General features: G+C 67.4%; 23 protein-coding genes and 1 tRNA gene. 8 read left to right on the plus strand and 16 right to left on the minus strand.

The window, feature by feature from the left end:
• Positions 1-51: 51 nt before the first annotated feature.
• From ACIGJD_RS14470 to ACIGJD_RS14515, 10 genes are all read right to left on the minus strand, one after another.
• Entirely contained in the window at positions 52-1155 is a 1104-nt protein-coding gene (locus ACIGJD_RS14470) for a winged helix DNA-binding domain-containing protein (protein WP_483686754.1), read from the minus strand.
• A 47-nt stretch (positions 1156-1202) separates the two neighbouring features.
• A complete protein-coding gene (locus ACIGJD_RS14475; protein ID WP_483686755.1) occupies positions 1203-2270 on the minus strand; it encodes a UDP-N-acetylmuramate dehydrogenase in 1068 nt (355 codons plus the stop codon).
• A gap of 22 nt (positions 2271-2292) precedes the next feature.
• Positions 2293-3567 carry an MFS transporter gene (locus tag ACIGJD_RS14480; protein WP_483686756.1) on the minus strand — a complete coding sequence of 425 codons (1275 nt, stop codon included), beginning with the start codon at positions 3565-3567 and terminating at the stop codon, positions 2293-2295.
• 10 nt (positions 3568-3577) lie between these two features.
• Positions 3578-4015 carry a MaoC family dehydratase gene (locus tag ACIGJD_RS14485; RefSeq protein ID WP_483686757.1) on the minus strand — a complete coding sequence of 146 codons (438 nt, stop codon included), beginning with the start codon at positions 4013-4015 and terminating at the stop codon, positions 3578-3580.
• 2 nt (positions 4016-4017) lie between these two features.
• Complete coding sequence (locus ACIGJD_RS14490) at positions 4018-4479, minus strand: FAS1-like dehydratase domain-containing protein (RefSeq protein ID WP_483686758.1); 462 nt, start codon at positions 4477-4479, stop codon at positions 4018-4020.
• A 64-nt stretch (positions 4480-4543) separates the two neighbouring features.
• Positions 4544-4768 (minus strand): DUF3188 domain-containing protein, encoded by a 225-nt coding sequence (locus ACIGJD_RS14495; protein ID WP_483686759.1) that lies wholly within the window; start codon positions 4766-4768, stop codon positions 4544-4546.
• Between the two features lie 42 nt (positions 4769-4810).
• A complete protein-coding gene (locus ACIGJD_RS14500; protein ID WP_483686760.1) occupies positions 4811-5755 on the minus strand; it encodes a DUF2797 domain-containing protein in 945 nt (314 codons plus the stop codon).
• Positions 5756-5782: 27 nt separating this feature from the next.
• Positions 5783-6646, minus strand: coding sequence for an HpcH/HpaI aldolase/citrate lyase family protein (locus ACIGJD_RS14505; protein WP_141942759.1), 864 nt, complete (start codon positions 6644-6646; stop codon positions 5783-5785).
• Positions 6647-6812: 166 nt separating this feature from the next.
• Complete coding sequence (locus ACIGJD_RS14510; RefSeq protein WP_483686761.1) at positions 6813-7754, minus strand: aldo/keto reductase; 942 nt, start codon at positions 7752-7754, stop codon at positions 6813-6815.
• A gap of 31 nt (positions 7755-7785) precedes the next feature.
• Entirely contained in the window at positions 7786-9498 is a 1713-nt protein-coding gene (locus tag ACIGJD_RS14515; RefSeq protein WP_483686762.1) for a glycoside hydrolase family 13 protein, read from the minus strand.
• Between the two features lie 96 nt (positions 9499-9594).
• On the opposite strand from ACIGJD_RS14515, the gene ACIGJD_RS14520 reads away from it, so the two are divergent.
• Positions 9595-10797 carry an ROK family protein gene (locus ACIGJD_RS14520; RefSeq protein ID WP_483686763.1) on the plus strand — a complete coding sequence of 401 codons (1203 nt, stop codon included), beginning with the start codon at positions 9595-9597 and terminating at the stop codon, positions 10795-10797.
• A 6-nt stretch (positions 10798-10803) separates the two neighbouring features.
• On the opposite strand, the gene ACIGJD_RS14525 is transcribed toward ACIGJD_RS14520, so the two are convergent.
• Positions 10804-12375, minus strand: a complete 1572-nt coding sequence (locus tag ACIGJD_RS14525; protein WP_483686764.1) for a Na+/H+ antiporter — start codon at positions 12373-12375, stop codon at positions 10804-10806.
• Positions 12376-12396: 21 nt separating this feature from the next.
• Complete coding sequence (locus tag ACIGJD_RS14530; RefSeq protein WP_483686765.1) at positions 12397-13053, minus strand: NAD(P)H-binding protein; 657 nt, start codon at positions 13051-13053, stop codon at positions 12397-12399.
• Positions 13054-13157: 104 nt separating this feature from the next.
• Here ACIGJD_RS14530 and ACIGJD_RS14535 point away from each other — a divergent pair, with 104 nt between their 5' ends.
• The 5 genes from ACIGJD_RS14535 to ACIGJD_RS14555 are packed head-to-tail and all read left to right on the plus strand — an operon-like array spanning position 13158 to position 21269.
• Positions 13158-16868, plus strand: a complete 3711-nt coding sequence (locus ACIGJD_RS14535; RefSeq protein ID WP_483686766.1) for a nitrate reductase subunit alpha — start codon at positions 13158-13160, stop codon at positions 16866-16868.
• Complete coding sequence (narH, locus tag ACIGJD_RS14540; RefSeq protein WP_483686767.1) at positions 16868-18577, plus strand: nitrate reductase subunit beta; 1710 nt, start codon at positions 16868-16870, stop codon at positions 18575-18577. The genes ACIGJD_RS14535 and narH overlap by 1 nt, the downstream gene beginning before the upstream one ends.
• 11 nt (positions 18578-18588) lie before the next feature.
• Positions 18589-19209 carry a nitrate reductase molybdenum cofactor assembly chaperone gene (gene narJ / locus ACIGJD_RS14545; protein WP_483689509.1) on the plus strand — a complete coding sequence of 207 codons (621 nt, stop codon included), beginning with the start codon at positions 18589-18591 and terminating at the stop codon, positions 19207-19209.
• 2 nt (positions 19210-19211) lie between these two features.
• Positions 19212-20009: a respiratory nitrate reductase subunit gamma gene (gene narI, locus ACIGJD_RS14550; RefSeq protein ID WP_483686768.1), complete on the plus strand. Its 798-nt coding sequence runs from the start codon at positions 19212-19214 to the stop codon at positions 20007-20009.
• A gap of 39 nt (positions 20010-20048) precedes the next feature.
• Positions 20049-21269, plus strand: coding sequence for an MFS transporter (locus ACIGJD_RS14555; RefSeq protein ID WP_483686769.1), 1221 nt, complete (start codon positions 20049-20051; stop codon positions 21267-21269).
• On the opposite strand, the gene ACIGJD_RS14560 is transcribed toward ACIGJD_RS14555, so the two are convergent.
• A complete protein-coding gene (locus tag ACIGJD_RS14560) occupies positions 21254-21808 on the minus strand; it encodes a dihydrofolate reductase family protein (RefSeq protein WP_483686770.1) in 555 nt (184 codons plus the stop codon). The two genes, ACIGJD_RS14555 and ACIGJD_RS14560, sit on opposite strands and share 16 nt — an antisense overlap.
• Positions 21809-21848: 40 nt before the next feature.
• Complete coding sequence (locus tag ACIGJD_RS14565) at positions 21849-22508, minus strand: TetR/AcrR family transcriptional regulator (protein WP_483686771.1); 660 nt, start codon at positions 22506-22508, stop codon at positions 21849-21851.
• Between the two features lie 92 nt (positions 22509-22600).
• On the opposite strand from ACIGJD_RS14565, the gene ACIGJD_RS14570 reads away from it, so the two are divergent.
• Together ACIGJD_RS14570 and ACIGJD_RS14575 are read left to right on the plus strand one after the other, a co-directional pair.
• Positions 22601-23053 carry a nuclear transport factor 2 family protein gene (locus ACIGJD_RS14570; RefSeq protein ID WP_483686772.1) on the plus strand — a complete coding sequence of 151 codons (453 nt, stop codon included), beginning with the start codon at positions 22601-22603 and terminating at the stop codon, positions 23051-23053.
• Complete coding sequence (locus ACIGJD_RS14575; RefSeq protein WP_483686773.1) at positions 23050-23949, plus strand: SDR family oxidoreductase; 900 nt, start codon at positions 23050-23052, stop codon at positions 23947-23949. The genes ACIGJD_RS14570 and ACIGJD_RS14575 overlap by 4 nt, the downstream gene beginning before the upstream one ends.
• A gap of 7 nt (positions 23950-23956) precedes the next feature.
• Here the strand turns inward: ACIGJD_RS14575 and yidC are convergent, their stop codons facing one another.
• Together yidC and ACIGJD_RS14585 are read right to left on the minus strand one after the other, a co-directional pair.
• Entirely contained in the window at positions 23957-24745 is a 789-nt protein-coding gene (gene yidC, locus ACIGJD_RS14580) for a membrane protein insertase YidC (protein ID WP_483686774.1), read from the minus strand.
• Positions 24746-24838: 93 nt separating this feature from the next.
• A tRNA-Met gene (locus tag ACIGJD_RS14585) sits at positions 24839-24912 on the minus strand.
• Positions 24913-24963 lie beyond the last annotated feature (51 nt).

A 24963-nucleotide genomic window follows, 5' to 3' on the forward strand; every position in this document is an offset into this window, starting at 1 on the left:
CACGAGCGGCCCCTGCCCGGACGGGCAGGGGCCGCTCGCATGCAGGACCGGTCAGGTGGCCAGGAACCTCGTGTACCTCCGGGCGGCCTTAATGAGGGCGGCCTGCGCGGCGGGGCCCAGTGGCTGGGTTTCGTCAAAGAGTTCGGGTACGACGACGGCACGCGGCCCCGCGCCCTGCAGCGCCCAGGTGCCGATCACCTTCCCCCCGGCGACCACCGTCTTCTTGAAAACGCCGTTTCCGCCGGGCACGATCAGGTCGGCATGCCCATGGTTCAGGACCAGCGTCCGGTCCGTGTAGCCGAGCACGAACTCGTCGAAACCGGGCAGCAGGTGAAGGGACCGCGCACCTGGCACGCCTGAGTCCAGGAGGGCCGCCACGTCAGGCGAGACCCAATAGCTGGTTCCCGCAAACTCCACTTCCACGAGCTCGTGTCGGATGTGCTCAAGCGCCGCACGTACCTCGGTCAGCGGCAGCTGGGTCCACCAGGCAAAGTCGCGGAGGGTGGCTGGTCCATGGCTGCGGATGTACCGCAGCAGGAACTCGGCGACCGCCTCCTCGCGCTCCATGGCCCGGGATACCGGAATCCACTGGTCGAAGGCCGCGATCAGCTGCTGGTTGCCGGCAAGGGGCCCCAACACCAGCCATCCGTGCCGGCACAGCGAACCCAGGAGATGGATCCCCCGCTGGCCCTGCGTCGGTTGGCCACCGGCGTCGAACACCTTAAACAGCTCTGAGCGGCTGATGGGACCCTCAGCCACGATGCGGTCCAGCGCCAGATCGCGTGCCTTCGCCACGTCCGGCCAGGTAATGTCCAGCTGCCGGTGCCGCGCGGCAATGCTCCTGGTCAGCCGCTCGGCCGTCAGGCCCAGCATCCACCGCAGGTCCTCGGGAGCAACCAGATGCAGCGTCCCCCGCATGGGCCAGGAACGGACCACGGCGCCCGTATCGAGAGCGGCCCGCACGTCGGCGACTCCGGCCCCGGGCACCCGGACACCTACCGCCCACAGTGCCGCCTGCAGGTCCTGTGCCTGCATGGCGGTCATCCAACGCACCAACTCCGGCACGGAGGTGCCGGCATCCTCGGTGAGCCGCTGGGACGCGAGCCTTAGCCGCCCCATGATCCTCGGGTCGCGCAAACCAGCTCGTGCAGCCATGCGCCCATCCTAGGCCCGGCCGCAGGTACAGGACACGGACTGGGCGGTTAGAGCTCCAGGCCGATCAGCAGCGGCTCGGGGTGCAGCGAAATACCAAATTGGCGTTCGACGCCGGCCCGCACCTCCCGTGCCACGGCCACCATGTCAGCGGCGCTTGCTGAGCCGCGGTTAGTGATGGCCAGGGTGTGCTTGGTGGACAGCGAGGCGCGGCCGCCGGCCACGCCTTCCGGTCCCAAACCAAAGCCCTTGCCGAACCCTGCCTGGTCGATCAACCATGCTGCCGACAGTTTCACCAGCCCGTCCCGCCCGGCCGGGTAGCGGGGCGCCGCTTCCGGCAGCTTGTCCGCCACGTCGGCGGGAACAATCGGGTTGGTGAAGAACGAACCGGTGGAGTAGGTGTCCCTGTCCGCGGCGTCCCACACCATGCCCTTGGAGCCGCGCAGCCGGAGCACTTCACGGCGGACATCGTTGGCATAGGCGCGCTTACCCACCTCCACGCCCAGGGCCCGGGCCAGTTCGGCATACCGGATGGGGGCACTCATCCGCCCCAGCGGCAGCTGGAATTCCACCGTGAGGACCACGTACCGGGGCGAGCCGTTGACGGTGGTCTGCTTGAGGATGGAATCCCGGTAGCCGAATTTCAGCTCGGAATTCGTGAAGGTCTGCACGGCATTCCGCTGGCGGTCCCAGGTGCGGACGGCGGCGATGGTCTGGGAAACTTCCGCACCGTAGGCGCCCACGTTCTGGACGGGGGTGGCGCCGGTTGAGCCGGGAATGCCGGAGAGCGCCTCGATGCCGGACCAGGCATGGCGGACGGCGTGCTCCACAAGCTTGTCCCAGTTGTGGCCGGCCTGCACCACCACGGCCACTCCCCCGCAGGAGTCCTCTGCGTTGACCGTGAACCCCTCGGAGGCGATCTTGATGACGGTTCCGGGGAACCCGTCGTCAGACACCAGGAGGTTGGACCCGCCGCTGATGATCAGCACCTGCTCACCGGCGGCATCGGCGGAATGGACGGCGTCGATGATCTCCGCCTCGGTCCGGGCCTCGATGAACGTACCGGCGGGGCCGCCGACGGCGGACGTGGTCAGGGAGGAAAGCAGGGTGGGAGTCACCCGTCAACAATACTAGGGAAACCTATACGGCCTTCCGGGCTACCGGTGACAGGACGAAGCTCACGGCCAGCATCACCATCACGGCCAGGAGCGAGTGCAGGATGCCGACGTGTTCGGCGAGCAGGCCCAGCAGCGGCGGTCCGCAGAGGAACGCGGCATAGCCGATCGTGGACACAACGGACACGCGGGCTGCGGCCAGGGCGGGATCGTCGGCAGCGGCGGACATGCCCACCGGGAAGCCCAGGGAGGCTCCGAGCCCCCACGCAGCAAGTCCCGCGTATGCCAGCCAAGGGACCGGGGCGAAGACGAAGATGCCTAGTCCCACCACAGCCATGGCCGCGCACCACCGCATGACGGGCACCCGCCCGAAGCGGTCCAGTAGCGGCGTTCCGGCAAACCGGCCGATGGTCATGAACGTGACGAAAAGGCCGTACCCGGCAGCGCCGGCGGCATCGCTTTGCCCGTGGCCATCCGCCAGCGCCAAGGCTACCCAGTCCCCCGCCGCACCTTCGGCCAGGGCCAGGCCCAGCACCAGGACCCCCAGCAGCAGGGTCCGGCGGTCCCGCCAGGCCTGGGCGATCTTGCGCTTGTTGTCCAGCGGCGCCTCGGTTGTTGTCCCGGCAGGAATTACGGGGATGGGCCCGGTGGTGGGGTCTTCAAAGTTGTCCGGTGAGTAGCTGCGCTCCCCCGCCACCGGGGTGACGTCGGCACGGAACCAGGAGGCCGCCGTCGCCACCGATACTGCCACCACCGACCCTGCAGCCGCGAGGTGCCAGAACACCGGCAGGGACACGGCCGCAGCCAGCGCACCGAGCCCTGCGCCGGCCACCGTTCCCAGGCTGAACGCTCCGTGGAGCCGGGGCATGATGTGCCGGCCCACCGCGCGTTCCACCGCCGCGCCCTCCACGTTGGAAGCGGTGTTCCAGCTCCCTGTGCCAAGGCCGATGATTGCCAGGCCGATGGCTGTTGCGATCGGGCTTTCCAGCACGGTTGTGCCAAAACCGGTGGTCAGCAGGCCGGCGCCCACCATGATGCTGCCCGCGCGGATAGTCCGCTTAGAGCCCAAGCGCAGCACGATGAGGCCTGAGGCGGATACGGAAGCGAACGAGCCCAGCGTCATGCACAGCAGGATGACGCCCACGTTGCCCGGGGTCAGGTCCAGCGCGTCCCGGATGGCCGGCAGGCGGGACACCCAGGAGGCAAAGGCAAGGCCGCTGGCGCCGTAGGCAATGACGACGGCGTTGCGCCAGGCGGTGACTTGGGCGGCGGTTGCGGTGGTTCCTGCAGGAGTGGCCAAAAGGTGCAGCTTAGGACAGCTTGACGAGGGCCTGGGCCTTCATCAGGACCTTTTGCCCTGCGGATACCACGGTAAGGTCGATGCGCGCCGTGTTGGCTTCGGCGTCGAGCTTTCCGATGATGCCGGTGACCTCGATGGTGGCGCCGGGTGCTTCGGTCCCAGTGGTGTCGGTGACCAGGACTGGCTTGGTGAAGCGGGTCTGGAAGTCCATGACGGCGCCCGGATCGCCGGCCCACTCAGTCACGAGCTGGACGGCCGAGCCCATGGTGAACATGCCGTGCGCGATCACCCCCGGCAGTTCCACGCTGGTGGCGAAGGCCTCGTTCCAGTGAATGGGGTTGAAGTCACCGGAAGCGCCGGCGTACTTGACCAAATCGGTACGGGTGACCTCAATGGTGCGGCTGCCGATCTCCTGGCCGGGGCTGAGTTCGTGAATGCTAAGGCTCATGGCTACTGTCCCTCTCCCCGGACCAGGATGGATGACGTGGTGGTGGTGACGGGCTCACGTGAGTCACCGGAACCCAGGGCGAAGATCTCCGAGCGGGTGGTGATCATGGCCCCGCCGCCCATGGCGCGGACGCCGTCCACGTGCAGCTCCGCCACGAGGCGGTCGCCGGCGACGATGGGCCGGTGGTGGGTGAACCGCTGGTCGGCGTGGACCACGCGGGAGAAGTCGATGCCTGCTTCCGGATCCTGGATCAGCTGGGCATCGGCGCGCTGGGCGATGATGATGGCGAAGGTGGGCGGTGCTACCAGGTCGTCGTGGCCCAGGGCCTTGGCTGCTTCCACGTCGAAGTGTGCAGGGTGGGTGGCTTTCACGGCGCGGGCGAATTCGCGGATTTTTTCGCGGCCAACGTCGTACACCTCTGCGGCAGGGTAGCTTCGGCCCTGCAGATCCGGATTGATAGTCATGGATTCCAGCCTATCGCCCGCATGTTGGCGGGCAGAAAAGGGCCCGCCGCGGTTACTGGGCCCGCTACCGGCGGAGGTTCCTGCGGATGGCCTGCCCGCGGACCACGAGGCCGACGACGTGCAGGACCAAGCCGAGCCCGATCAGCGGCAGGGAGGCCATGGCCAGTCCTTGGTTGCCGCTGGTGTTGCCGATGAGGGTGAGGATGATGCCGACGGCGATCAGGCCCATAGCGCTGAAAACAAGGATTTTATAGCGGGTTGGCGCAGTGGCCCAGAATTCGTTCAGCACCGTTCAAGTCTACCGGCCGCGGCCGGCCGGCCCCGGTCAGGCTCAGAACAAGGCTTCCTGGACTGCGGGCAACGCCGAAGTGAAGTCGCCCAGGACGATGGTCCGCGCGGCCAGTTGGGACAGGTTGACCACGAAGTCGGCGTCCGAGCCGCCCAGCCGGACCAACGCGTTCGCGCCGCTGAGGGCGGCAATGTCGAAGCCGTGCTGCCCCGCGTCCAGGAAATGCGGGTAAGCGTGACGCGGCTTGTGTCCGTAGCGGCCGCCTGTGCCGTACAGTGCGTCAGCAGGCCCGGGCCGCGTCCACTGCTCCTCCACAGCTTCGAAACCCTCGACTGCGGTGCGCGCCAGGAGGGCTCGAGCGTCCCCGGCGGCAGCGGCGTTGCCGGCGTCCAAGGCTGTGGCCGGTTGCGGCTGCAGTAGCCCCTCGGCCTTGGCCGCCGAGCGCACCTGCTGCGTCAGCCCGACGTCGGCCGTCACCAGGTCCTCAAGGATGCGCACCACCCGGCCGTCCTGCGCCCGGGCAACATAACGTGCCACCGCGGCCCCCTGCTCCGCGAGCCGGTTCCACTTCCGCGGGCCGGACGCCGTTCCCACCTTGGTGGAGCCACCGGCGAAGGTGGCCACGTAGAGCCAGTGCTCCTGCATCAGGTAGTCGCGCAGGCCTGGGGTGACCCGTCCGCCACGATGAAAATCGTGCATCAGCCGCGACTCGTCCAGCACGAAGCACCGCTCGCACTGCTTTCCCCGCACGGCCGGAGCAGCGGAGGTACAGAGTACGTGGCTGCGGGAGCCGGCGGACTGGACCGTGACGTGGCCAAGGCAGAACCTGCCGGGTTCCACCACCTGGAAGCCGAGCCGTTGGCCCGGGCCGAGAGCGACCTGCCGGGACTCCCCCTCCGGTGACTGGAGGCGCAGAACCGGGCTGCCGCCGTCGTCCGCCAGCCCATCCCAAAAGACCCCGTGGACCAGATAGCGGGTATCGGTCACGGGGTCTCCTGAAGTGGTGGGTTGGCGCTACAGCGCGGGCTGCACCCCAAAGGCTACCGCGAGCTTCATGATCTTCTCGGCGCGGCCCAGGCGGGGCAGGTCGGAACCGTCACGGATGACGCGGCCGTTGGCTTCGAAATCATTCATGAAGTCCGTGGCCCAGGCGACGTCCGACGGCGTGGGGCTGATGACCTCGTTGATGACCGGGGTCTGGTCGATGGCCAGGCAGAGCTTGCCGGTCATGCCCATCATTACCGTGATGCCGGTCTGTTCGCGCAGAATGGGGTGGTTGGTGCCCACAGTGGGCCCGTCAATGGGGCCCGGCAGGTTGCCAACGCGGCTGGCCACCACCAGCTTGGCGCGCGGGTAGGCCATGGCTTCCGGGGTGGCGGCCATGCCGGTGTCGCGGCGGAAGTCGCCGGAACCGAAGGCCAGGCGGAACGCGCCCTGGGCCTTGGCGATGTGGTTGGCTTCCTCGATTCCGAGGGCGGATTCCACCAGCGGGATGACGGGCGTCTTGCCGTCCATACGGTGGTAGCTTTCGGTCACCTGGTCTGCCGATTCGGTCTTGGCCAGCATGACGCCCAGCAGGCCGGGGGTACCACGCAGGCCGGCGAGGTCGTCGGCCCAGAACGGGCTGGTGGCGTCGTTGATGCGGACCCAGGCCTTGCCGCCGGCAGTCAGCCAGTCGATGACGTTGTTCCGGGCCTGGTCCTTCTGCGAGGGGTCCACGGCATCTTCAATATCCAGGATGATCGAGTCAGCGCGGGACACGGCCGACTGGTCAAAGAGCTCAGGCTTCATGGCATTGACCAGCAGCCATGAGCGGGCGATCTCGGCGGGGATATTCCGTTCCGGCCTAACGGTTTCGGCGGCGATGGTAGACGTCATGCCTTCTACAGTATCCGGCCCGTAAGCGGCTCGGCGAAGAAAACGGCCGGCTTGTGAGGATCAATACGAACTAAACGCGATGTGACTGGCTTAGTGGGAAAGCAGCCGGCAGTAGTTGTCGTTGTGGAGCTTCAAAACGACAACTACTGCCAGTCAATTGGGAGGGTCAGGGGATGTTGCTGCCGCGCGCCGTGATCCACAGTTTGTACCAGTCGGCACGGGTCAGAGCCTTGGCCACCCGGGCGGCGTCGGCGCAGGCATGGATCCGGTCGGGGTTAACCGTGCCGATCACCGGCGCGATCCCGGCCGGGTGCTTCATGAGCCACCCCAGGAGGATGGCTTCGCCGGTGCTGCCGTACTCCCGTGCCAGTTCCGCCACTAGTTCGCCAGTGGCTGCCTCCGCAGAGGTGGGATTTTCCTGCTCGGCGCCGGTGTAAACGCCCTTGGCCAGGGAGCCGTAGGCCTGCAAGGTGATGTTGTTGCGGCTGCAGAACTCCAGCGTGCCGTGCGGGAAGCTGTAGTCCAGGTGCTCCGGATGGTTGACCAGGACCTGGCTTTCCAGCCACGCCCGCTTGAGCAGGCTCATCTCCAGCTGGTTGGCCACTACGGGCGTCTCCAGCCGGTCCTGCAGCACCTCGATCTGCGCCGCGGACATGTTGGAGACACCCAGCTGCCGCACCTTCCCTTCGGCCATGAGCTGCCCGACGGCGGACGCCACCTCGGCAGGGTCCGCCAAGGGGTCCGGGCGGTGCAGCAGGAGGATGTCCACGTAGTCGGTCCGGAGCCGTTTGAGGCTGCCGTTGACCCGTTCCAGGATGGCGTCCCGGCTCAGGTCGTAGTGGGTCTGCAGGCCGCGTTCGTTCAACCGGATGCCACATTTGGTCTGCAGACGGATACGCTCCCGCAGGCCCGGCTCGGCAGCCAGCACCTCACCGAACACCGCTTCCGACTTGCCGGTGCGGTAGATGTCCGCATGATCGAACAAGGTGATACCGGCGTCCAGGGCGGCCAGGACGGCAGCGGCGGCCTGGTCCACATGGTGTGCTTCATGCGGTTCCCCGGACCAGCTGCCGCCCAGGCCCATGCAGCCATAGATGACTTCCTGCATCAGGACGTCCCGCCCGGACACGTTCCCGGCATCAGCGCAGCCAGGCAGTGGTGTTGGCCGGCAGCTTGCCGTCTTCCAGCGGCGCGCTGCTGACCAGGACCTCGCCGGCGGGCAGGTCCACGGCGGTGTCCCCGAAGTTGGTCACGGACTGCCAGCCGTTGGGGCGCTTGAAGTGCAGGACATTGGGGTTGCCGTTCTCCACCCACTCCAGCTCTTCGCCGGTGAGTAGTTCGCGGCGGAGTTTCAGGGCCTTGCGGTAGAGCTCCAAAGTGGAACCTTCGGTGCCGTCCTGGGCCTCGACGGCGTACTTGCTGAACCAGTCCGGCTGCGGCAGGTGGGAGCCGCCGTCGCCAAAGCCGAAGGAGGTGCCTTCCACCTTCCAGGGCAGCGGCACACGGCAGCCGTCGCGGCCGACCTCCACGCCCTTGTTGCGGAAGAAGGACGGGTCCTGGCGTTCGGATTCCGGGATCTCGGCCACTTCCTGCAGGCCCAGTTCCTCGCCCTGGTACAGGTACGCAGAGCCGGGCACGGCGAGCATCAGCAAGGTGGCGGCGCGGGCGCGGCGCTCACCGAGTTCAACGTCCAACTGGTCCTTGGGGCCGCCGGCGAGCAGCCAGTCCTTGCCGTCCTGGCCCTTGGCGCCGGCCTTTTCCTTGGCAATCTGGGGCAGGCCGTAGCGGGTGGCGTGCCGCACAACATCGTGGTTGGAGAACACCCAGGTGGAAGAGGCGCCGGTGGCGGCGGCCTCGGCCAGGTTGCGGGTGATGATCTCCTTGTACTCGGCGGCATCGAAGTCGGCCTGCAGCAGGTCGAAGTTGAAGGCCTGGCCCAGGCCCTGGGGGCTGGCGTAGCGGGCGCGGCGGGTAGCGTGCACCCAGGCTTCGGCCACCGCGGTGCGGGGCGGGTTGTATTCGTTGAACACCTCACGCCATTCCGCATAGATCTCGTGCACTTCATCGCGGTCCCAGAACGGGTGCGTGCCGTCGTCGAATCCGTCCACGCCGGTGTTGGCGGCGCTCAGTTCCAGCTTGGACAGCAACGGTTCGGTGAGGTCCTTGGTGAGGGCATGTGCCACGTCCACGCGGAAACCGTCAACGCCCCGGTCGGACCAGAAGCGGAGGGTCTTGAGAAAGTCGTCGCGGATCTCGCGGTTGGACCAGTTCAGGTCCGGCTGCTCCTTCGCGAAGATGTGCATGTACCACTGGCCGGGGGTGCCGTCCGGTTCGGTGATGCGTTCCCACGCCGCTCCGCCGAACACGGAGTCCCAGTCCGACGGCGGGAACTCACCGTTGGGGCCTTTGCCGTCCCGGAAGATGTAGCGGTCACGGGCGGCGGAGCCCTTCGGTGAGGCCAGCGCCTCCTGGAACCACTGGTGCCGGTCCGAGGAGTGATTGGGGACGATGTCGGCAATCAACTTGATGCCGGCGTCGTGCAGGGCCTTGGCCATCTCATCGAAGTCGGCCAGCGTGCCCAGCTTGGGGTCGACGTCACGGTAATCGTCAACGTCATAACCGCCGTCGGCGAGCGCGGACGGGTAGAACGGGCTCAGCCAGACGGCGTCGATTCCCAGCGCCTTAAGGTACGGGACCTTGGCGGTGATGCCCTTGAGATCGCCGATGCCGTCGCCGTTGGAATCGGCGAAGCTGCGGGGGTAGATCTGGTAGACGGATGCCTGGCGCCACCAGTTGGGGTCGGCCAGACGATCGGAGTCGGACAGGGTTGCCAGCGTGGCAGTGGTGGACAAGGACTAACCCTCTTCTTCAGTGCGGTTATATTTATATTGATCCTAAATTTACTTCCTCAAGTATTATCTGGTGCTTTGCACAGGAAGGTCAACACCATGCCCGAACCGGTTCCGGCGACTCCCCAGTTGCTGCGGCGCGTCAGCGCCGGCGCGGTCCTGGAATTCATGCGCACCACGGCTGCGGTGACGGTCACGGACGTCATGGCTGCCACCGGGCTTACCCGCGCCACCACCATCGCCGTCTGCGAGGATCTGGTGCGGCGCGGCTGGATCCTGGAACTGGAGAACCAACGCGAATTTGGGGGATACCAAAAGGGCCGCCCCGCGCGCCGGTTCGAGCTCAACGGACGGGCGGGCGTGGTCCTGGGCATGGACATCGGCTTCTCCAAGGTCACTGTGGTGGTCTCCGATCTCCGGGGCAACACCCTCGGCCGGTCCAGCCGCCCCTTCCAGGCCGGCGACGTGGGCTCGAAGGAACGCATCGCCTTCATTGACGGCGTGGCCATGGCGGCGCTGCGTTCCGCGGAGACCGGGCCTGAACAGGTACTGGCCGTCTGCGCCGGGGTGGCGGCACCCGTGGACCGGCACGGGGACGTGGTGGCCACGCAAGAATTCTGGGGACTGTTCGACCTCGGGCTGCGGCCGGCCCTTAAGGAGACCCGCGGATGGACGGTGCTGCTGGAGAACGATGCCAACCTTGCAGCCCTTGGTGACCGGTGGCAGGGGGCGGCCGCCGGCGTAGACGACGTTGTGGTGATCCTGGCCAGTGAACGGCTGGGGTCGGGCATCGTGGAAGGCGGCCGGCTGGTGCACGGAAGCCGCGGCAGCGCCGGGGAACTTGCCTACCTGGACCTGGTGGAAGGCGTAGGTGACACCTACGGCATCGCCCACCTGGCCCGGACCTGGGCAGCCGAGGCACTGGCCACGGACAGGCCCACTGCCCTCCGCGATTTCCGGCCAGGGCGGGTGGAGGCCGAGCAGGTCTTCGCCGCAGCGGCCCGAGGGGATTCTGTGGCCCTGGGCATCCTGGACCGGCTGGCGGACAGGATGGCACGGGTGGTGGGCACCGTGGCCACCCTGCTCAACCCCGAGCTGGTGGTGATCGGCGGCGGCGTGGCCAATTCAGCGGACGTCCTCCTGGCGCCCATCAGCGAGCGCCTGAAGGAGTTCACTGCCACCCCCGCCCGCGTGGCGGTGTCGCCGCTGGGTGACTCCATCGTGACGGTGGGCGCGGTACGGTGCGCGCTGGACTACGTGGAGAAGAACTCCCTGGACCTGGAATTGGCTGCCCCGGCGTGAGCCCCGCTATTCCGGCATGACCATGGTGCGCAGGTCCAGCTGCCGCAGCACCCTGTCCGCCACCTCGGGATCCATGTCCGGTTCGTTCCGGGCTGCCACCACTTCCTGCCGGGCCGCGTCCAGTGCGATGGTCTGCACGGCGATCGCCAGCTCGCGTCCGCGCTGGCGCTTTTCCGCCAGGGGCTCGTTCCGCAGGCTGCCGTCCGTCAGTTCCGCGTGCAGGCGCCGCATTCTGTCCTTGACCAGGGCCACCTTCTCCGGTGGGAGGTCCGTCATCAAGTCGTGCTGTTTCAGGGCCGCTACCGCGGCGGCCTGGGCCCTGGTGGCCAGCAGCCGGACGGCGTCGCGTTCGGCCGTGCCGTCCTCGGAAGCTTTGAGGACCCGCATCAGCCATGGCAGCGTCAGGCCCGGAAGTACCAGCGTGGCCAGCAGCACGGCGCAGGCGATGACCAGCAGGTAGTCCCTTCCCGGGAACGGCGTGCCGTCTGCCAACGTCAGCGGCAGTGCCAGGGCCAGCGCCAGGGTGGCCAGGCCGCGCATGCCGCACCACGTCAGGATGAGGACTTCCTTCAGCGATGTGGGCTGCAGCAGGTTCCTGCGTTTCCTGGCGCCCAGGGCCAGGACGCCCAGCCACAGGAACCGGACCGCGAAGACCAGGACACAGACCACCAGGGACACCCCGATCATGCCGAAGATTTCCGTCCCCTCATCCCGGATGACATGACGGATTTCCAGCCCCACCAGACCGAACGCCAGTCCCGTGGCCAGCAGCTCCACCACATCCCAGAAGGCGTTCCGGGTGACCCGCTCGGCAGCATCCTGCGGGCGGGCGTGGCGCTGCATTTCCAGGGCGGTGACCACCACGGCAATGACGCCGGAGGCATGCACCTCCTCCGCCAGGATGTACGCGGCGAACGGCACCACCAGGGTCACGGCACTCCGGGCAACCATGGACGTGACCAGCCGGGTGATGAGCGCGATCAGCCAGCCCATGGCGACGCCGACCAGCACGGCAAGTGCCGCTCCCACCAGGAACTGCAGGACGACGTCGGCCCCCACCTTGGTGCCGCCGACGGCAGCCGCCACGGCCGCCTGGAAGATGACAATGGCGGCCGCGTCGTTGAACAGCCCCTCGCTCTGCAGGACGGTGATCAGGCGGCGGGGCATGTGCACGCGGCCCGCGACGGATTCCACGGCCACAGGATCCGGCGGGGCCACCATGGCGCCCAAGGCAATGGCGGCGGGAATACCGATGCCTGGGATCATCAGCCACGCGGCCCCGGCCACCACGGCAGTGCTGATCACCACCAAGGCCACGGCCAGCATGATCAGGGTCCGCCACCGGACGCGGAACACGGCCCAGGAGCTTCGCTGGGCGGTGGCGAACAGCAGCGGCGGCAGGAAGATGGGGAGGATCAGCTCCGGTTCAATTTCCAGGTCCGGGAAGCCCGGAATGAACGTCAGGGCCACCGCCAGGAGGAGCATCAGGACCGGGTACGGCAGTCGCAGCCTGTCCCCCAGGCCCACCGCCACCACCGTGGCCAGCAGCAGTCCGACTATTAGCGCGAGCTGATCCATAAGCCTCTTCCCCGCCGGCGCCTACGGGCGCGGTTCCAGTGCAGCGGCCACCGGCAGGGTGCCGTCGCGGAACTCGATGGTCCGGCCCGCGGTCTGCGGCAGGTCCAGCACCGCCGCCGCCACGATCGCCACGTTGGCGCGGGAGGTTTCCCGTTCCCCTTCCGGCGAGGGGTCGACGTCGATCCGTCCCGTTCCAGGGTTGTCTGTCAGGGCGCCGGGCCCCAGGATGGTCCACGCCAGCCCGGTTCCGCGCAGGTACTCGTCCGCGGCTGCCTTGGCTTCGGCGTAGGCAAAGAAGCTGCTGTCCTCCGGCACCCCGTGGTCCTTGCCGGCGCCGAAGTAGGACACCATTACGTAACGGTTTACCCCCGCCTGGGCAGCGGCGTCCATGGACCGGATGGCAGCATCCCGGTCCACCGCGTAGGTGCGGTCCGGGTTGCCGCCGCCGGCGCCTGCGGACCAGACCACGGCGTCGTGCCCGGCGAGCGCCTCCGCGATGGCCGCCGTCGTGGAATTTTCCACGTCCAGGACCGACGGAGTGGCGCCGGTGGCATTGACGTCGCCGGCATGGTCCGGGTTTCGGATGAACGAGGTCACGGAGTGGCCCTCGCCGGTGAGCAGTTCGGACAGGAGGAGGGCCACTTTTCCGTGGCCGCCAATGATGGCGATGCGTGTCATGCACCCATTCTGCCCGCCAGGCACCGACAGGCAGAAGCGACATGGCCATGGACAGGGCCTTTGTGCCCTGTCCCGGGTTTCCGGAACCCACCTAGCTTGGGGGCATGGCTGCCGGACCCCATGCGGGGTTAGATGGACCCGCATCAGAAGCGATGTTGAAGCTGGGCCGTTTCTTCACGAAGTGGGACCAGACAAAGGACGGCAGGGCGGTGTTCCGCGAGGGCGGCCGCAAGGGTGACATCTTCTACCGCGACCGCTGGAGCCACGACAAGGTGGTGCGCTCCACCCATGGAGTGAACTGCACTGGTTCGTGCTCCTGGAAGGTGTACGTCAAGGACGGCATCATCACGTGGGAGTCGCAGCAGACGGACTACCCCTCGGTAGGGGCCGACAGCCCGGAGTATGAACCACGGGGCTGCCCGCGCGGGGCGGCCTTTTCCTGGTACACCTACTCCCCCACCCGGGTGCGTTTCCCCTACGCCCGGGGCGTCCTGGTGGAGATGTACCGGGAAGCCAAGGCCCGGCTGGGCGATCCCGTACTGGCCTTCGCAGAGGTCGCCGCGGACCCGGAGAAGCGCCGCCGCTACCAGCAGGCCCGCGGCAAGGGCGGGCTGGTGCGCGTGTCCTGGCAGGAAGCCATCGAGATCGCCGCCGCCGCCCACGTGAACACCATCAAGACCTACGGCCCGGACCGCTGCGCGGGCTTCTCACCCATCCCGGCCATGTCCATGGTCTCCCATGCTGTGGGCACCCGCTTCATCCAGCTCATCGGCGGAGTGATGACGTCCTTCTACGACTGGTACGCGGACCTTCCCGTAGCCAGCCCCCAGGTGTTCGGAGACCAGACCGACGTTCCCGAGTCCGGGGACTGGTGGGATGCCCGGTACCTGATGATGTGGGGCTCCAACGTTCCGGTGACGCGCACGCCGGACGCCCACTGGATGACCGAAGTCCGGTACCGCGGCACCAAGGTGGTCACTGTCAGCCCGGACTATGCGGACAACACCAAGTTCGCCGACGAATGGCTCCCCGCCCAGGCCGGGACGGACGCGGCCCTCGCCATGGCCATGGGCCACGTGATGCTGAAGGAATTCTTCGTGGACCGGCAGGTGCCGTTCTTCACCGACTACGTCAAGCAGTTCACAGACCTTCCCTTCCTGGTCAGGCTGGAGAAGAACAACGACGGCGCGCTCACGCCGTCGAAATTCCTCACCGCCCTTGACGTCCCCAGTGAGTCTTTGGCCGAGGATGCAGCGTTCCGCACAGTCCTGTACGACAAGGCGGCGGGGCGGCCCGCCGTTCCCAACGGATCCATGGGGTTCCGGTACTCGGGCAGCGGCGAAGGCAAGTGGAACCTGGATCTCGAAGGAATCGAGCCCGCCCTGTCCCTCAAGGAAGTGTCCGCCGAGAGTGCCGAAATCCTGCTCCCCTGTTTCGAGGATGCAGGCGGCGAGGGCAGCATCCTGCGCCGCGGTGTTCCCGCCATGGAGGTCGGCGGCCATCTGGTCACCACGGTGTTCGACCTGATGCTGGCCCAGTACGGCGTGGGCCGGGAAGGCCTGCCCGGCGACTGGGCGGCCGGCTATGACGATGCCGCCACGCCCTACACGCCTGCCTGGCAGGAGGAGATCACCAGCGTCCCCGCCCAGGCCTGCATCCGGGTGGCCCGTGAGTTCGCCCGCAACGCCGAGCAGTCCAAGGGCCGCTCGATGATCATCATGGGCGCCGGCATCTGCCAATGGTTCCACGGCGACACCACCTACCGCGCCGTCCTGGCCCTGGTGATGCTCACCGGCTGCATGGGCCGCAATGGAGGGGGTTGGGCGCACTACGTGGGCCAGGAAAAGACCCGGCCGGTCACCGGCTGGGTGTCCCTGGCCAACGCACTGGACTGGTCGCGGCCGCCAAGGACCATGACCGGCACCAGCTACTGGTACATGCACACTGACCAGTGGAGGCAGGACGGGTTTTCGGCGGACGCCCTGAAGTCCCCGCTGTCCACCGGGAAGCTCGACGGCATGCACACGGCGGACGCCATCGCCCAGTCCGCCCGGCTGGGGTGGATGCCCTTCTACCCCCAGTTCGACCGCAACCCGCTGGACGTGGCGGATGAGGCGGAGGCCGCCGTCGCCGCCGGCACTGCCGCTGATGCGCCGTCCTTCATTGCCGAAGCCCTGAAGAACCGCTCCCTCAACCCTGCCATTGAGGACGTGGACGCACCGCAGAACTGGCCGCGCACCCTGGTGCTCTGGCGGTCCAACCTGTTCGGCTCCTCCGCCAAGGGCAACGAGTACTTCCTCCGGAACCTGCTGGGAACCCACCACAACGTCCTGGGCGGTGACAGCACGGAGGAGCTCAAACCCCGGGACGTGGCCTGGCATGGGACGGCGCCGGAGGGAAAGCTGGACCTCCTGGTCTCCGCCGACTTCCGGATGACCTCCACCACGCTGCTGTCCGACGTCGTGTTCCCGGCCGCCACCTGGTACGAAAAGCACGACCTCTCCTCCACGGACATGCACCCGTTCGTGCACGCCTTCAGCCCCGCGATCGACCCGCCCTGGGAAACCAAGACCGACTTCGACACCTTCCACCTCCTGGCCCGGGAGTTCTCCCGGCTCGCCAGGACGCACCTGGGCGTACGGAAGGACCTGGTCAGCGTGCCGCTGACGCATGACACCCCCGGCCAGCTGGCACAGCCCGGCGGGCGGGTCCGGGACTGGCGGGATCCGGACATCCCCGCGGTGCCCGGGCAGAACATGCCCGTCTTTTCCATAGTGGAGCGGGACTATACGGCCATCGCGGACAAACTCGCCGCCGTCGGGCCGCTGGCCGACCGGCTGGGCTTCACCGTCAAGAACGTCACCTACAACATGGCCCGGCCGGTGGCCAGGCTGGGCCATGCCAACGGGGTGATGCTGGGCGGCGCGGCGGACGGGCGCCCGGCCATGGACACGGACGCGAAGATGGCCGAAGCGATCCTTGCGTTCTCCGGCACCACCAACGGCCTGCTGTCCGTCCAGGGCTTCAAGGAGCTGGAGGTCCGCACGGGCCGGAAGCTGGCTGACCTGGCCGAGGGCTCGGAGGAAAAGTTCATCACCTTCGCCCAGACCCAGGCGGGTCCCGTCCCGGTGATCACGTCCCCGGAATGGTCCGGTTCCGAGACCGGCGGGCGGCGGTACGCGCCGTTCACCATCAACATCGAGCGGCTCAAGCCCTTCCACACGCTCACCGGCCGGATGCATTTCTTCCTGGACCACGACTGGATCACGGACATCGGCGAAAACCTGCCCATCTACCGGCCGCCGCTGGACATGCACCGGCTCTTCGGCGAGCCGCGGCTGGGCTCCGATGGCGCCATGGAGGTCACAGTGCGGTACCTGACCCCGCACTCGAAGTGGTCCATCCACTCCGAATACCAGGACAACCTGCTGATGCTTTCCCTGTCCCGCGGCGGACCCACCGTGTGGATGAGCCCGGAGGACGCGGAAGTCATCCAGGTCCGGGACAACGACTGGGTGGAGTGCACCAACGTCAACGGCGTGCTGGTGGCCCGCGCAATCGTCAGCCACCGCATGCCGGCCGGCGTGGTCTACGTCCACCATGCCCAGGAACGCACCATCGACGTGCCCAAGTCCGAGGCCACCGGGCGGCGCGGCGGCATCCACAACTCCGTGACCCGGCTGCTGGTGAAACCCTCGCACCTGGCCGGCGGTTACGCCCAGCTGGCCTACGCCTTCAACTACCTCGGCCCCACCGGAAACCAGCGCGACATGGTGGCCACAGTGCGCCGCCGCTCGCAGGAGGTGCAGTACTGATGCGTGTGATGGCCCAAATGGGCATGGTGATGAACCTGGACAAGTGCATCGGCTGCCACACCTGCTCCGTGACCTGCAAGCAGGCCTGGACCAACCGGGCTGGCACCGAATACGTGTGGTTCAACAACGTGGAGACCAGGCCCGGGCAGGGCTACCCCCGCCGCTACGAGGACCAGGAGCGCTGGTACGGCGGCTGGACCCTGAACCGGCGCGGCAGGCTGGTACTCAAGGCCGGAGGACGGGTCAAGAAGCTGTTCGGCATCTTCGCAAGCCCCGTCCAGCCTGAGCTCAAGGACTACTACGAGCCCTGGACCTACGACTACAAAACCCTGGTGGACGCCCCCCTGGGCGACGACTTTCCCGTGGCCCGGCCCAAGTCCCTGATCACCGGTGAGGACACCAAAATCACCTGGTCCGCCAACTGGGACGACAACCTGGGCGGTTCCCGGGACCACGGGCATCTGGACCCGCTGGTGGAGAAGGTGCGGAGGGAGTCCGAGGACAAGATCAAGTTCGCATACGAGCAGACGTTCATGTTCTACCTGCCCCGGATCTGCGAGCACTGCCTGAACCCGTCCTGCATGGCGTCCTGCCCGTCGGGCGCGATCTATAAGCGGGTGGAGGACGGGATCGTGCTGGTGGACCAGGACCGGTGCCGCGGCTGGCGGCAGTGCGTCACCGGCTGCCCGTACAAGAAGATCTACTTCAACCACAAGACCGGCAAGGCCGAGAAGTGCACGTTCTGCTACCCCCGCGCGGAGGTCGGGCTGCCCACCGTCTGCTCCGAGACGTGCGTGGGGCGGCTGCGCTACCTGGGGCTGTTTTTGTACGACGCCGATGCCGTCACCGCGGCAGCGTCCGTCACCGACCCGCAGGACCTCTACGACGCCCAGATGGACGTGCTGCTGGACCCCCACGACCCCCGCGTCCAGGCCGAAGCGCGGGCGCAGGGCATCCCGGAGGACTGGCTCGACGCCGCCCGCCGCTCCCCCGTCTACGCCCTCGCCAAGGTGTACAAGGTGGCCCTCCCGCTGCACCCGGAGTACCGCACCATGCCCATGGTCTGGTACGTGCCGCCGCTCTCACCCGTAGTGGATCTGCTCCGCGACCAGGGGCACGACGCCGAGGACGCCGGCAACCTGTTCGGCGCCATCGACGCGCTGCGGATCCCGGTGGAGTACCTGGCCGAACTCTTCACCGCCGGGGACACGGAACGGGTCACCGCCGTGCTGCGGAAGCTCGCGGCCATGCGGTCCTTCATGCGCGGCATCAGCCTGGGCGAAGACCCGGACGAGGTCATCCCGGAGTCCGTGGGCATGGACGGGCAAAGCATGTACGACATGTACCGGCTGATGGCGATCGCCAAATACAGCGAGCGCTACGTCATCCCCACGGCACACCTGGAGCAGGCGCACGACCTTGAGGAACTGGGCTGTTCGCTGGATTTCGACGGCGGCCCGGGCATGCAGGATTCGGCACCGTTCGGCGAGGCGAGCGGCAGGCCCGTCCCGGTGGCCGTTGACACCTTCCACGCGCTGCGGGACCGGCAGAGCACCGACACGATCGCGGCCGGCTCCAGCCTGCATGGCCGGGTAAACCTGCTGAACTGGGACGGCCGCGGCGCACCGCCGGGACTGTTCCCGGACAAGCCTTCCCCGGACAGGGGCCCGGAGCCGAACACCCTGGCCGCAGCCGAGGACCAGCCATGAAGCCGTTAACCATGCACCGCCGTGACCGCGTGGTGTATCTCGCCGCGGCCTGGTGCCTGTCCTATCCGGACGGGGAACTGGTGGAACGCGTTCCCCTGGTCCGGGCCGCCCTGGCCGAGTTTCCCGGGGCACTCCCGGAGTTCGCGCCGGTGCTGGACTTCCTGGCTACCACCCCGCCCATGGATCTGCAGGCCCAGTACGTCCGCGAATTCGACCTGGGCAGGCGGCACGCCCTGCACCTGAGCTACTGGACGGACGGCGACACCCGGCGCCGCGGCGAGGTGCTGGCCTCCTTCAAGGAGGCCTACCGGCGCAGCGGGGTCCTGGTAAACCTGGACGGGGAACTCCCGGACTACCTGCCCATGGTGCTGGAATTCGCCGCCCGGGTGGACGGCCAGGCAGGGCGGGAATTGCTGACGCGCTACCGCGCCAGCCTGGAAATGCTCCGGCTCGGGCTGCTGCGGGACAACCTCCCCCATACCCGGATCCTGGCGGCCATCTGCGCCACCTTGCCCGGGAAGTCACCGCAGGACGAGCAGGAAGTGATGCGCATGGCCGGCTACGGTCCGCCCACCGAAAGCGTGGGGCTCGATCCCTACGACCCACGGCTGCTGCCCGTCAGGAAGGGCTGACCATGCAGGCACTGAGGGCGCTTCCGGAGACAGAGCCGGGACCCGCCGTCGTGCTTAACACCTGGGACACTGTCCTGTGGGGCGTCCTGCCCTACGTCATGGCGGTGATGCTGGTGGGCGGACTGGTGTGGCGCTACCGGTACGACCAGTTCGGCTGGACCACCAGGTCCTCCCAGCTGTACGAGTCGCGGCTGCTGCGGATTGCCTCCCCGCTGTTCCACTTCGGGCTGCTGGCTGTCATCGCCGGGCACTTCTTCGGCCTGGTGATCCCGATGGCCTGGACCGCGGCGGTGGGGATGAGCCAGGAGTTCTACCATTTCAATGCCCTGCTGGTTGGCGGCATCGCCGGGGTTGCGACGCTGGGCGGAATCGCACTGCTGATCTACCGCCGCCGCACCACCGGGCCGGTGTTCATGGCCACCACCAAAAACGACAAGACCATGTACGTGGTGCTGACCGCTGCCATCGTGTTCGGGCTGTGGACCACTTTGGCCAGCGTTTTCGAAGGCGAACACGGGCACAACTACCGGGAAACCGTGGCGCCGTGGTTCCGGTCTCTATTCATTTTCCAGCCGGACATCGCGGCGATGGCCGCGGCGCCGTTCTCCTTCCACTTGCACACCCTGGTGGGGATGGCGCTGTTCGTCATCTGGCCGTTCACGCGGCTGGTGCATGCCTTTACCGCGCCGCTGCACTATCTGTTCCGCCCGTACATCGTCTACCGATCCCGGGACAGGGAGACGAAGGGCCGGGGCTGGTCCGCCGTGGGCACGCCGGACCGGGACACCCGCAACCGCTGACCGGCGGTGCGTTTTAGACAATGTGCTGAGGAGCTAGCCGTGGCCGGAACAACCCCAACGCCAGTTACCGGAAGGGCGTTGAACCTTGCGCTCGCGACGGCGGCCTCCGTGGCAGGCTTCTGGGCGTGGAACACGGTGGCCACGCTGGGTGCCTTCTACACGCAGGACCTGGCGCTGACACCGGCCGCCACGGGGGTCCTGGTGGCCATGCCTGTGTTCGTTGGGTCGCTGGGCCGGATCGTGGTGGGCACCCTGACGGACAAGTACGGCGGCAGGGCCATGTTCACGTTCGTGCTGCTGGCGGCCATCCCTCCCATCCTCCTGGTGTCCCTGGGCGGCCTCATCAGTTCGTTCGCGCTGGTGCTGGGTGCCGGGCTGCTGCTGGGCGTGGCCGGAACAGTATTTGCCGTTGGGATTCCCTTCGTCAGTGCCTGGTACGAGCCGGCCCGCCGAGGGTTCGCCACCGGCGTCTTCGGTGCCGGCATGGGCGGGACGGCGCTGGCGGCCTTCCTGAATCCCCGGCTGGTGGCAGGAATCGGCTACTTCCCGACGCACCTGCTGATCGCCGGTGTCCTGGCCGTCATGGCGGCGCTGGTCTGGTTCCTCATGAAGGAGTCCCCCGGCTGGGCACCCAACCACGCACCGGTGCTGCCCAAGCTGATGGACGCGGCCAGGACGGCGGTCACCTGGAAAATGTGCTTCCTGTACGCCGTGGTCTTCGGCGGCTTTGTATCCTTTGCCACCTACCTGCCCACCTATTTGCGCGACGTCTACAGCTTCGACCCCGCCGGCGCCGGGGCGCGGACCGCGGGATTCGCCCTGGCAGCCGTCCTGGCCCGTCCCGTAGGCGGCGTGCTGGCTGACAGGCTCGGCCCCAAGCCGGTGGTCCTGGTGGCCCTCGGCGCGGTGGCCGTCCTGGGCTGGGTGGTGAACCTGCGGCCGGACGGCGAGGTCCCGGCGGGTGCCACGTTCGTCGCCATGGCTGCCGCGCTTGGGCTGGGGACCGGCGGTGTGTTTGCGTGGGTCGGCGTCCTGTCCCCCGCCGGAAAGGTGGGCAGCATCACCGGCATCGTCAGCGCCGCCGGCGGCCTGGGCGGCTACTTTCCCCCGCTGGTCATGGGTGCAACGTACGACGCCGTGACGCGCAGCTACTCGATCGGGCTGCTCCTGCTGGTGGGCACGGCCCTGGTGGCCCTGGTGTTCACCCTCCTCGCGGTCCAGCCCAAGGCCGGCACCGCGGCGGTTCAGAGGGCCCGGTAACGCAGGTACACCACGCCGTTGCCGAACCGGCGCTCCTCCAGCAGTTCCAGCTTCAGGTCCAAGCCGTCGGGCAGGAAGCGCAGGCCGCCGCCCACCGTAACCGGGTTGATGAACAGCTGGTACTCGTCCACCAGCCCGGCCTTAAGGGCGTGCGCGGCGAGGGTGGGGCCGCCGATGCTGATGTTCCTGTCGCTGCTGGATTTCAGTTCCTGCACCGCCTCCGGAGCGAACTGCCGCTCCAGCCGGGTCCTTGGCGTGGCGACGGTGTCCAGCGACGTCGAGTACACCACCTTGTCCGCTCCCTGCCAGATGCGGGCGTAGTCCTGGATCACCGGTGGGTCTTCGGGCGCGCCCATGGTCTCCCAGACTGACATCACGTCATACATGCGGCGGCCCATGAGGTAGGTGCCCACGTCCCGCTCCAGGTCATTGATGAAGGCGTGGATTTCCTCGTCCGGCATGGACCAGGCGAAGTTGCCGTCGGGGTCTGCCGTGTAGCCGTCCAGGGACATGATTGCGGAGTAGAGCAGCTGCGCCATGGGCCCATTCTGCCGGTACTGGGCAGATCCCGCACGCAATTTAAAGCAGGTTCGCTGCCAGGGTCCTGCCGATGAAGGTCCCGTACCGCTCAGCCGACCAGCCCCGTTTCAGAACCAGCGTTTCGTAAAGCTCAGCCGCGGTGCAGGTGAACATGACATCTGCCGCTTCCCTGGCGCTGAGCCCTGGCCGAAGGAGTCCCCTGCCCACCAACTGCCGCGCGTTGTGCAGCATCCGCCGGTACCGTGCTTCGTCGACCTCATTCAGCAGCGCTGCCATGGTGGCATCACCGCCGGCAGCAGCCTCGCGGATGAGCAGGAACACCGGCGCCCCGAGCGGGCTCACCTCGGTGGTGAAGCGGCCGAACTGCTCCATGAGGGCGGCAGGGTCGGTGCTGGCCAGCTGGGCCAGGTCGGATCGTTCCTCGGCCGGAGACCCACCGGCACCGAGGAGGCTCTCCTCGTAAATTGCCCGGACCAGCCCCGGTTTGCCGCCGAAATTCTTGTAGATGGTCTCTGGTGATACCCCCGCAGCCTCGGCGATTTCGGCGATGGTGGTGGCGCCGAATCCCTTCGCCAGGAACAGTTCACGGGCGCGGGCACGGACCGTACGTAGCGACTCTGCGGCCAGCTTCCGCCGTCGGCCTGCGTCATAACGGCGTACGCCAGGCACTTTCCCGGAAGCATTGACTGGGCTTTGCATGCCGTCCTAGACTCCAATCAATACAGTCAACTGTATTGAAATCAATCTAACAGGTCACTGCCTCGCCCGCCGAGGCACCAAGGAGTTTTTCCATGGACACGCCAGACGGCGTGGACCGCCTCCCCGACGGCCCTGTTCGCCGCATGTTTACCGCAGCCGGGCAACACAACCTCGACGCCATGGTGGCCGAGTTTGCCGGCGACTATGTCAATACCACCCCAAACCACCCCTCCCGCAGCTTCACCGGAAGCGCCCAGGTCCGGTCCAACTGGTCTGCGTTGTTCGCGGGCGTCCCCGACCTAAGCGTGCAGGTTGTCGATGCCGCAACGGGCACCGATGGCAAGGTCTGGGTTGAGTGGGCATCCCATGGCACCCGGCGCGACGGCATCGCCGTCGTGCAGGCCGGGATAGGCATCTTCACCCTTCGCGATGACCGCATTGCTGCCGTCAGGTTCTACCTGGAGCCGGTGGATCAGGACACCGGGGACGTGAATGCCGCGGTCCGGGCAATGGCCGGGGCCGGACCGGAAGGAGCCGTGCCATGATCCTCCTGGTTGGGGCCACCGGTGACTTGGGTGGCCGGATCGCAAAGCGGCTGCGCGCTGACGGACACGAGGTCCGATGCCTGGTCCGGCGCAACACTGACGATTCGTCGCTGAGGGCGATCGGGGCGGAAATTGTGCGCGGAGACCTCACCGAGCCCGCCACGCTGCCGCCCGCGTGCCAGGGCGTGGAAACGGTGATCGCCACCGCTACTGCCATAAGCCGCCGCCTGCAGGGCAGCAGCCCGGCCAGCATCCGGGATGTGGATGAGGTAGGCATGGGGCACCTTATTGATGCTGCGGAGGCGGCAGGCGTGCAACGGTTCGTCTACCTGTCATTCGGCGGGGTTGATACCGCTGTTGAAACACCTTTGAGGCACGCCAAGCTGGCCATGGAGAGGCGCCTGTCGGCTTCTGCCATGCGGACTGTAATTGTCCGGCCGGACGCGTTTCAGGAAGTTCATTTGTCCCCCATCAGCCGCTTCGATGTGGCGGCCGGCAAGGTGTCCGTGATTGGAAAGGGCAACACGAAGGCGCGGTGGGTGGCGACGGATGATGTGGCGGCCCTCCTTTGCGCCGTCGCCCTCGAGCCGGACCCGCCCCAGCGGGTCGAGTTTGGCGGCCCGGAGCCGCTGACCAAGAACGAAGCGAGCCTGCTGGCCGCGGAGTTGATGCATCGCACCATAAAGGTGCAGCACATGCCCCGCCCCTTGGCACGACTCGCCGTCAGGGTGCTCAGCCGCCGCAGGGATGGTTTGGCCTCTGCCCTGGGGGCCGGCCTGACGACAGACCTCCACGAGGCCACCTGGGACGACAAACCCCTGCGCCAGCGCGGGATCAATCCGCGGCCCGTCAGCGACTTCCTCAGGGAGCAGGCCCGGTCACACGCCGAAAGGTGAAGCTGCGTCAACGTTCCCGGGACACCAGGAACTGCTGCCCCAGGGTCCAGAGGTTGGAGACCGTCCAGTAGACCAGGACGCCGATGGGAAAAAAGATCCCGCCGACGCCGAAGACCAGCGGCAGGACGTAGAGGAGTACCTTCTGCTGGCGCATCAGGGGGCTGTCGCTGCCGTGCCCGGCGAGCGTCCGTGAGGCCACCAGTTTCTGCGTCAGGAACTGGCAGGCAATCATCACCAGGATCATCACGACGGCGAGGACGGCCACGGCGGTGGGGTCGCCGCCGCCGTGCAGCAGCGAGGCGGACAGCGGCGCGCCAAAGATGCCGGCGGAATCGAACTGGGCCACCTGGTCCCGGCCCAGGGCGCCGATACCTTGGCCCTGCGGCGCGGCGCTGGAGATTCCGGACAGTACCTGGAACAGGGCCAGAAAGAACGGCGCCTGGATCAGCAGCGGCAGGCAGGCGGAGAACGGGTTGGTGCCGTGCTTCTTGTACAGGGCCATCTGTTCCTGGGCCATGGCCTGCCGGGATGCCTGGTCCGTCCTGCCCTTGTACCTGTCCTGGAGCTCTTTAAGCTCCGGCTGCAGGAGGCGCATCCGGCGCTGGGTGCGGACCTGCGCCAGGAAAACGGGGATCAGCGCAGCACGGATGACCAGGACCAGCCCGATGATGGCCAGCGTCCACGTCCAGCCACCTGCTGCCGGCATGCCTGCCGCGGCCAGCCCGTCATGGAAAGCCACCAGGATAACGGACACCAGCCACCGGAACGGCTCCATCACCGCCGCGAAAAAGTCCACCGAATCCCCCATCCGCCAGTTGCTGCAAAGCTACCGGGCATCAGGGAAACAAGAAAGCCCCCGGATCCTTGAGGAATCCGGGGGCTTAGCCTGTAGCGGTGGGGAGGCTCGATCTCCCGACCTCACGATTATGAGTCGTGCGCTCTAACCAACTGAGCTACACCGCCACGAATGAGAAAAACCTGCGTCAAGCCGGTCAAACCGCCTTGACGCAGGCC

This window comes from Arthrobacter sp. E1SS-5 (assembly GCF_057073715.1).

Bases quoted from the DNA above. Each gene is read 5' to 3' on its own strand.
- ACIGJD_RS14470 (WP_483686754.1), bottom strand. From the start codon at position 1,155: ATGGCTGCACGAGCTGGTTTGCGCGACCCGAGGATCATGGGGCGGCTA.
- ACIGJD_RS14485 (WP_483686757.1), bottom strand. From the start codon at position 4,015: ATGAGCCTTAGCATTCACGAACTCAGCCCCGGCCAGGAGATCGGCAGC.
- ACIGJD_RS14490 (WP_483686758.1), bottom strand. From the start codon at position 4,479: ATGACTATCAATCCGGATCTGCAGGGCCGAAGCTACCCTGCCGCAGAG.
- ACIGJD_RS14505 (WP_141942759.1), bottom strand. From the start codon at position 6,646: ATGACGTCTACCATCGCCGCCGAAACCGTTAGGCCGGAACGGAATATC.
- ACIGJD_RS14510 (WP_483686761.1), bottom strand. From the start codon at position 7,754: ATGCAGGAAGTCATCTATGGCTGCATGGGCCTGGGCGGCAGCTGGTCC.
- ACIGJD_RS14520 (WP_483686763.1), top strand. From the start codon at position 9,595: ATGCCCGAACCGGTTCCGGCGACTCCCCAGTTGCTGCGGCGCGTCAGC.
- ACIGJD_RS14525 (WP_483686764.1), bottom strand. From the start codon at position 12,375: ATGGATCAGCTCGCGCTAATAGTCGGACTGCTGCTGGCCACGGTGGTG.
- ACIGJD_RS14530 (WP_483686765.1), bottom strand. From the start codon at position 13,053: ATGACACGCATCGCCATCATTGGCGGCCACGGAAAAGTGGCCCTCCTC.
- ACIGJD_RS14535 (WP_483686766.1), top strand. From the start codon at position 13,158: ATGGCTGCCGGACCCCATGCGGGGTTAGATGGACCCGCATCAGAAGCG.
- narH (WP_483686767.1), top strand. From the start codon at position 16,868: ATGCGTGTGATGGCCCAAATGGGCATGGTGATGAACCTGGACAAGTGC.
- narJ (WP_483689509.1), top strand. From the start codon at position 18,589: ATGCACCGCCGTGACCGCGTGGTGTATCTCGCCGCGGCCTGGTGCCTG.
- narI (WP_483686768.1), top strand. From the start codon at position 19,212: ATGCAGGCACTGAGGGCGCTTCCGGAGACAGAGCCGGGACCCGCCGTC.
- ACIGJD_RS14560 (WP_483686770.1), bottom strand. From the start codon at position 21,808: ATGGCGCAGCTGCTCTACTCCGCAATCATGTCCCTGGACGGCTACACG.
- ACIGJD_RS14565 (WP_483686771.1), bottom strand. From the start codon at position 22,508: ATGCAAAGCCCAGTCAATGCTTCCGGGAAAGTGCCTGGCGTACGCCGT.
- ACIGJD_RS14570 (WP_483686772.1), top strand. From the start codon at position 22,601: ATGGACACGCCAGACGGCGTGGACCGCCTCCCCGACGGCCCTGTTCGC.
- ACIGJD_RS14575 (WP_483686773.1), top strand. From the start codon at position 23,050: ATGATCCTCCTGGTTGGGGCCACCGGTGACTTGGGTGGCCGGATCGCA.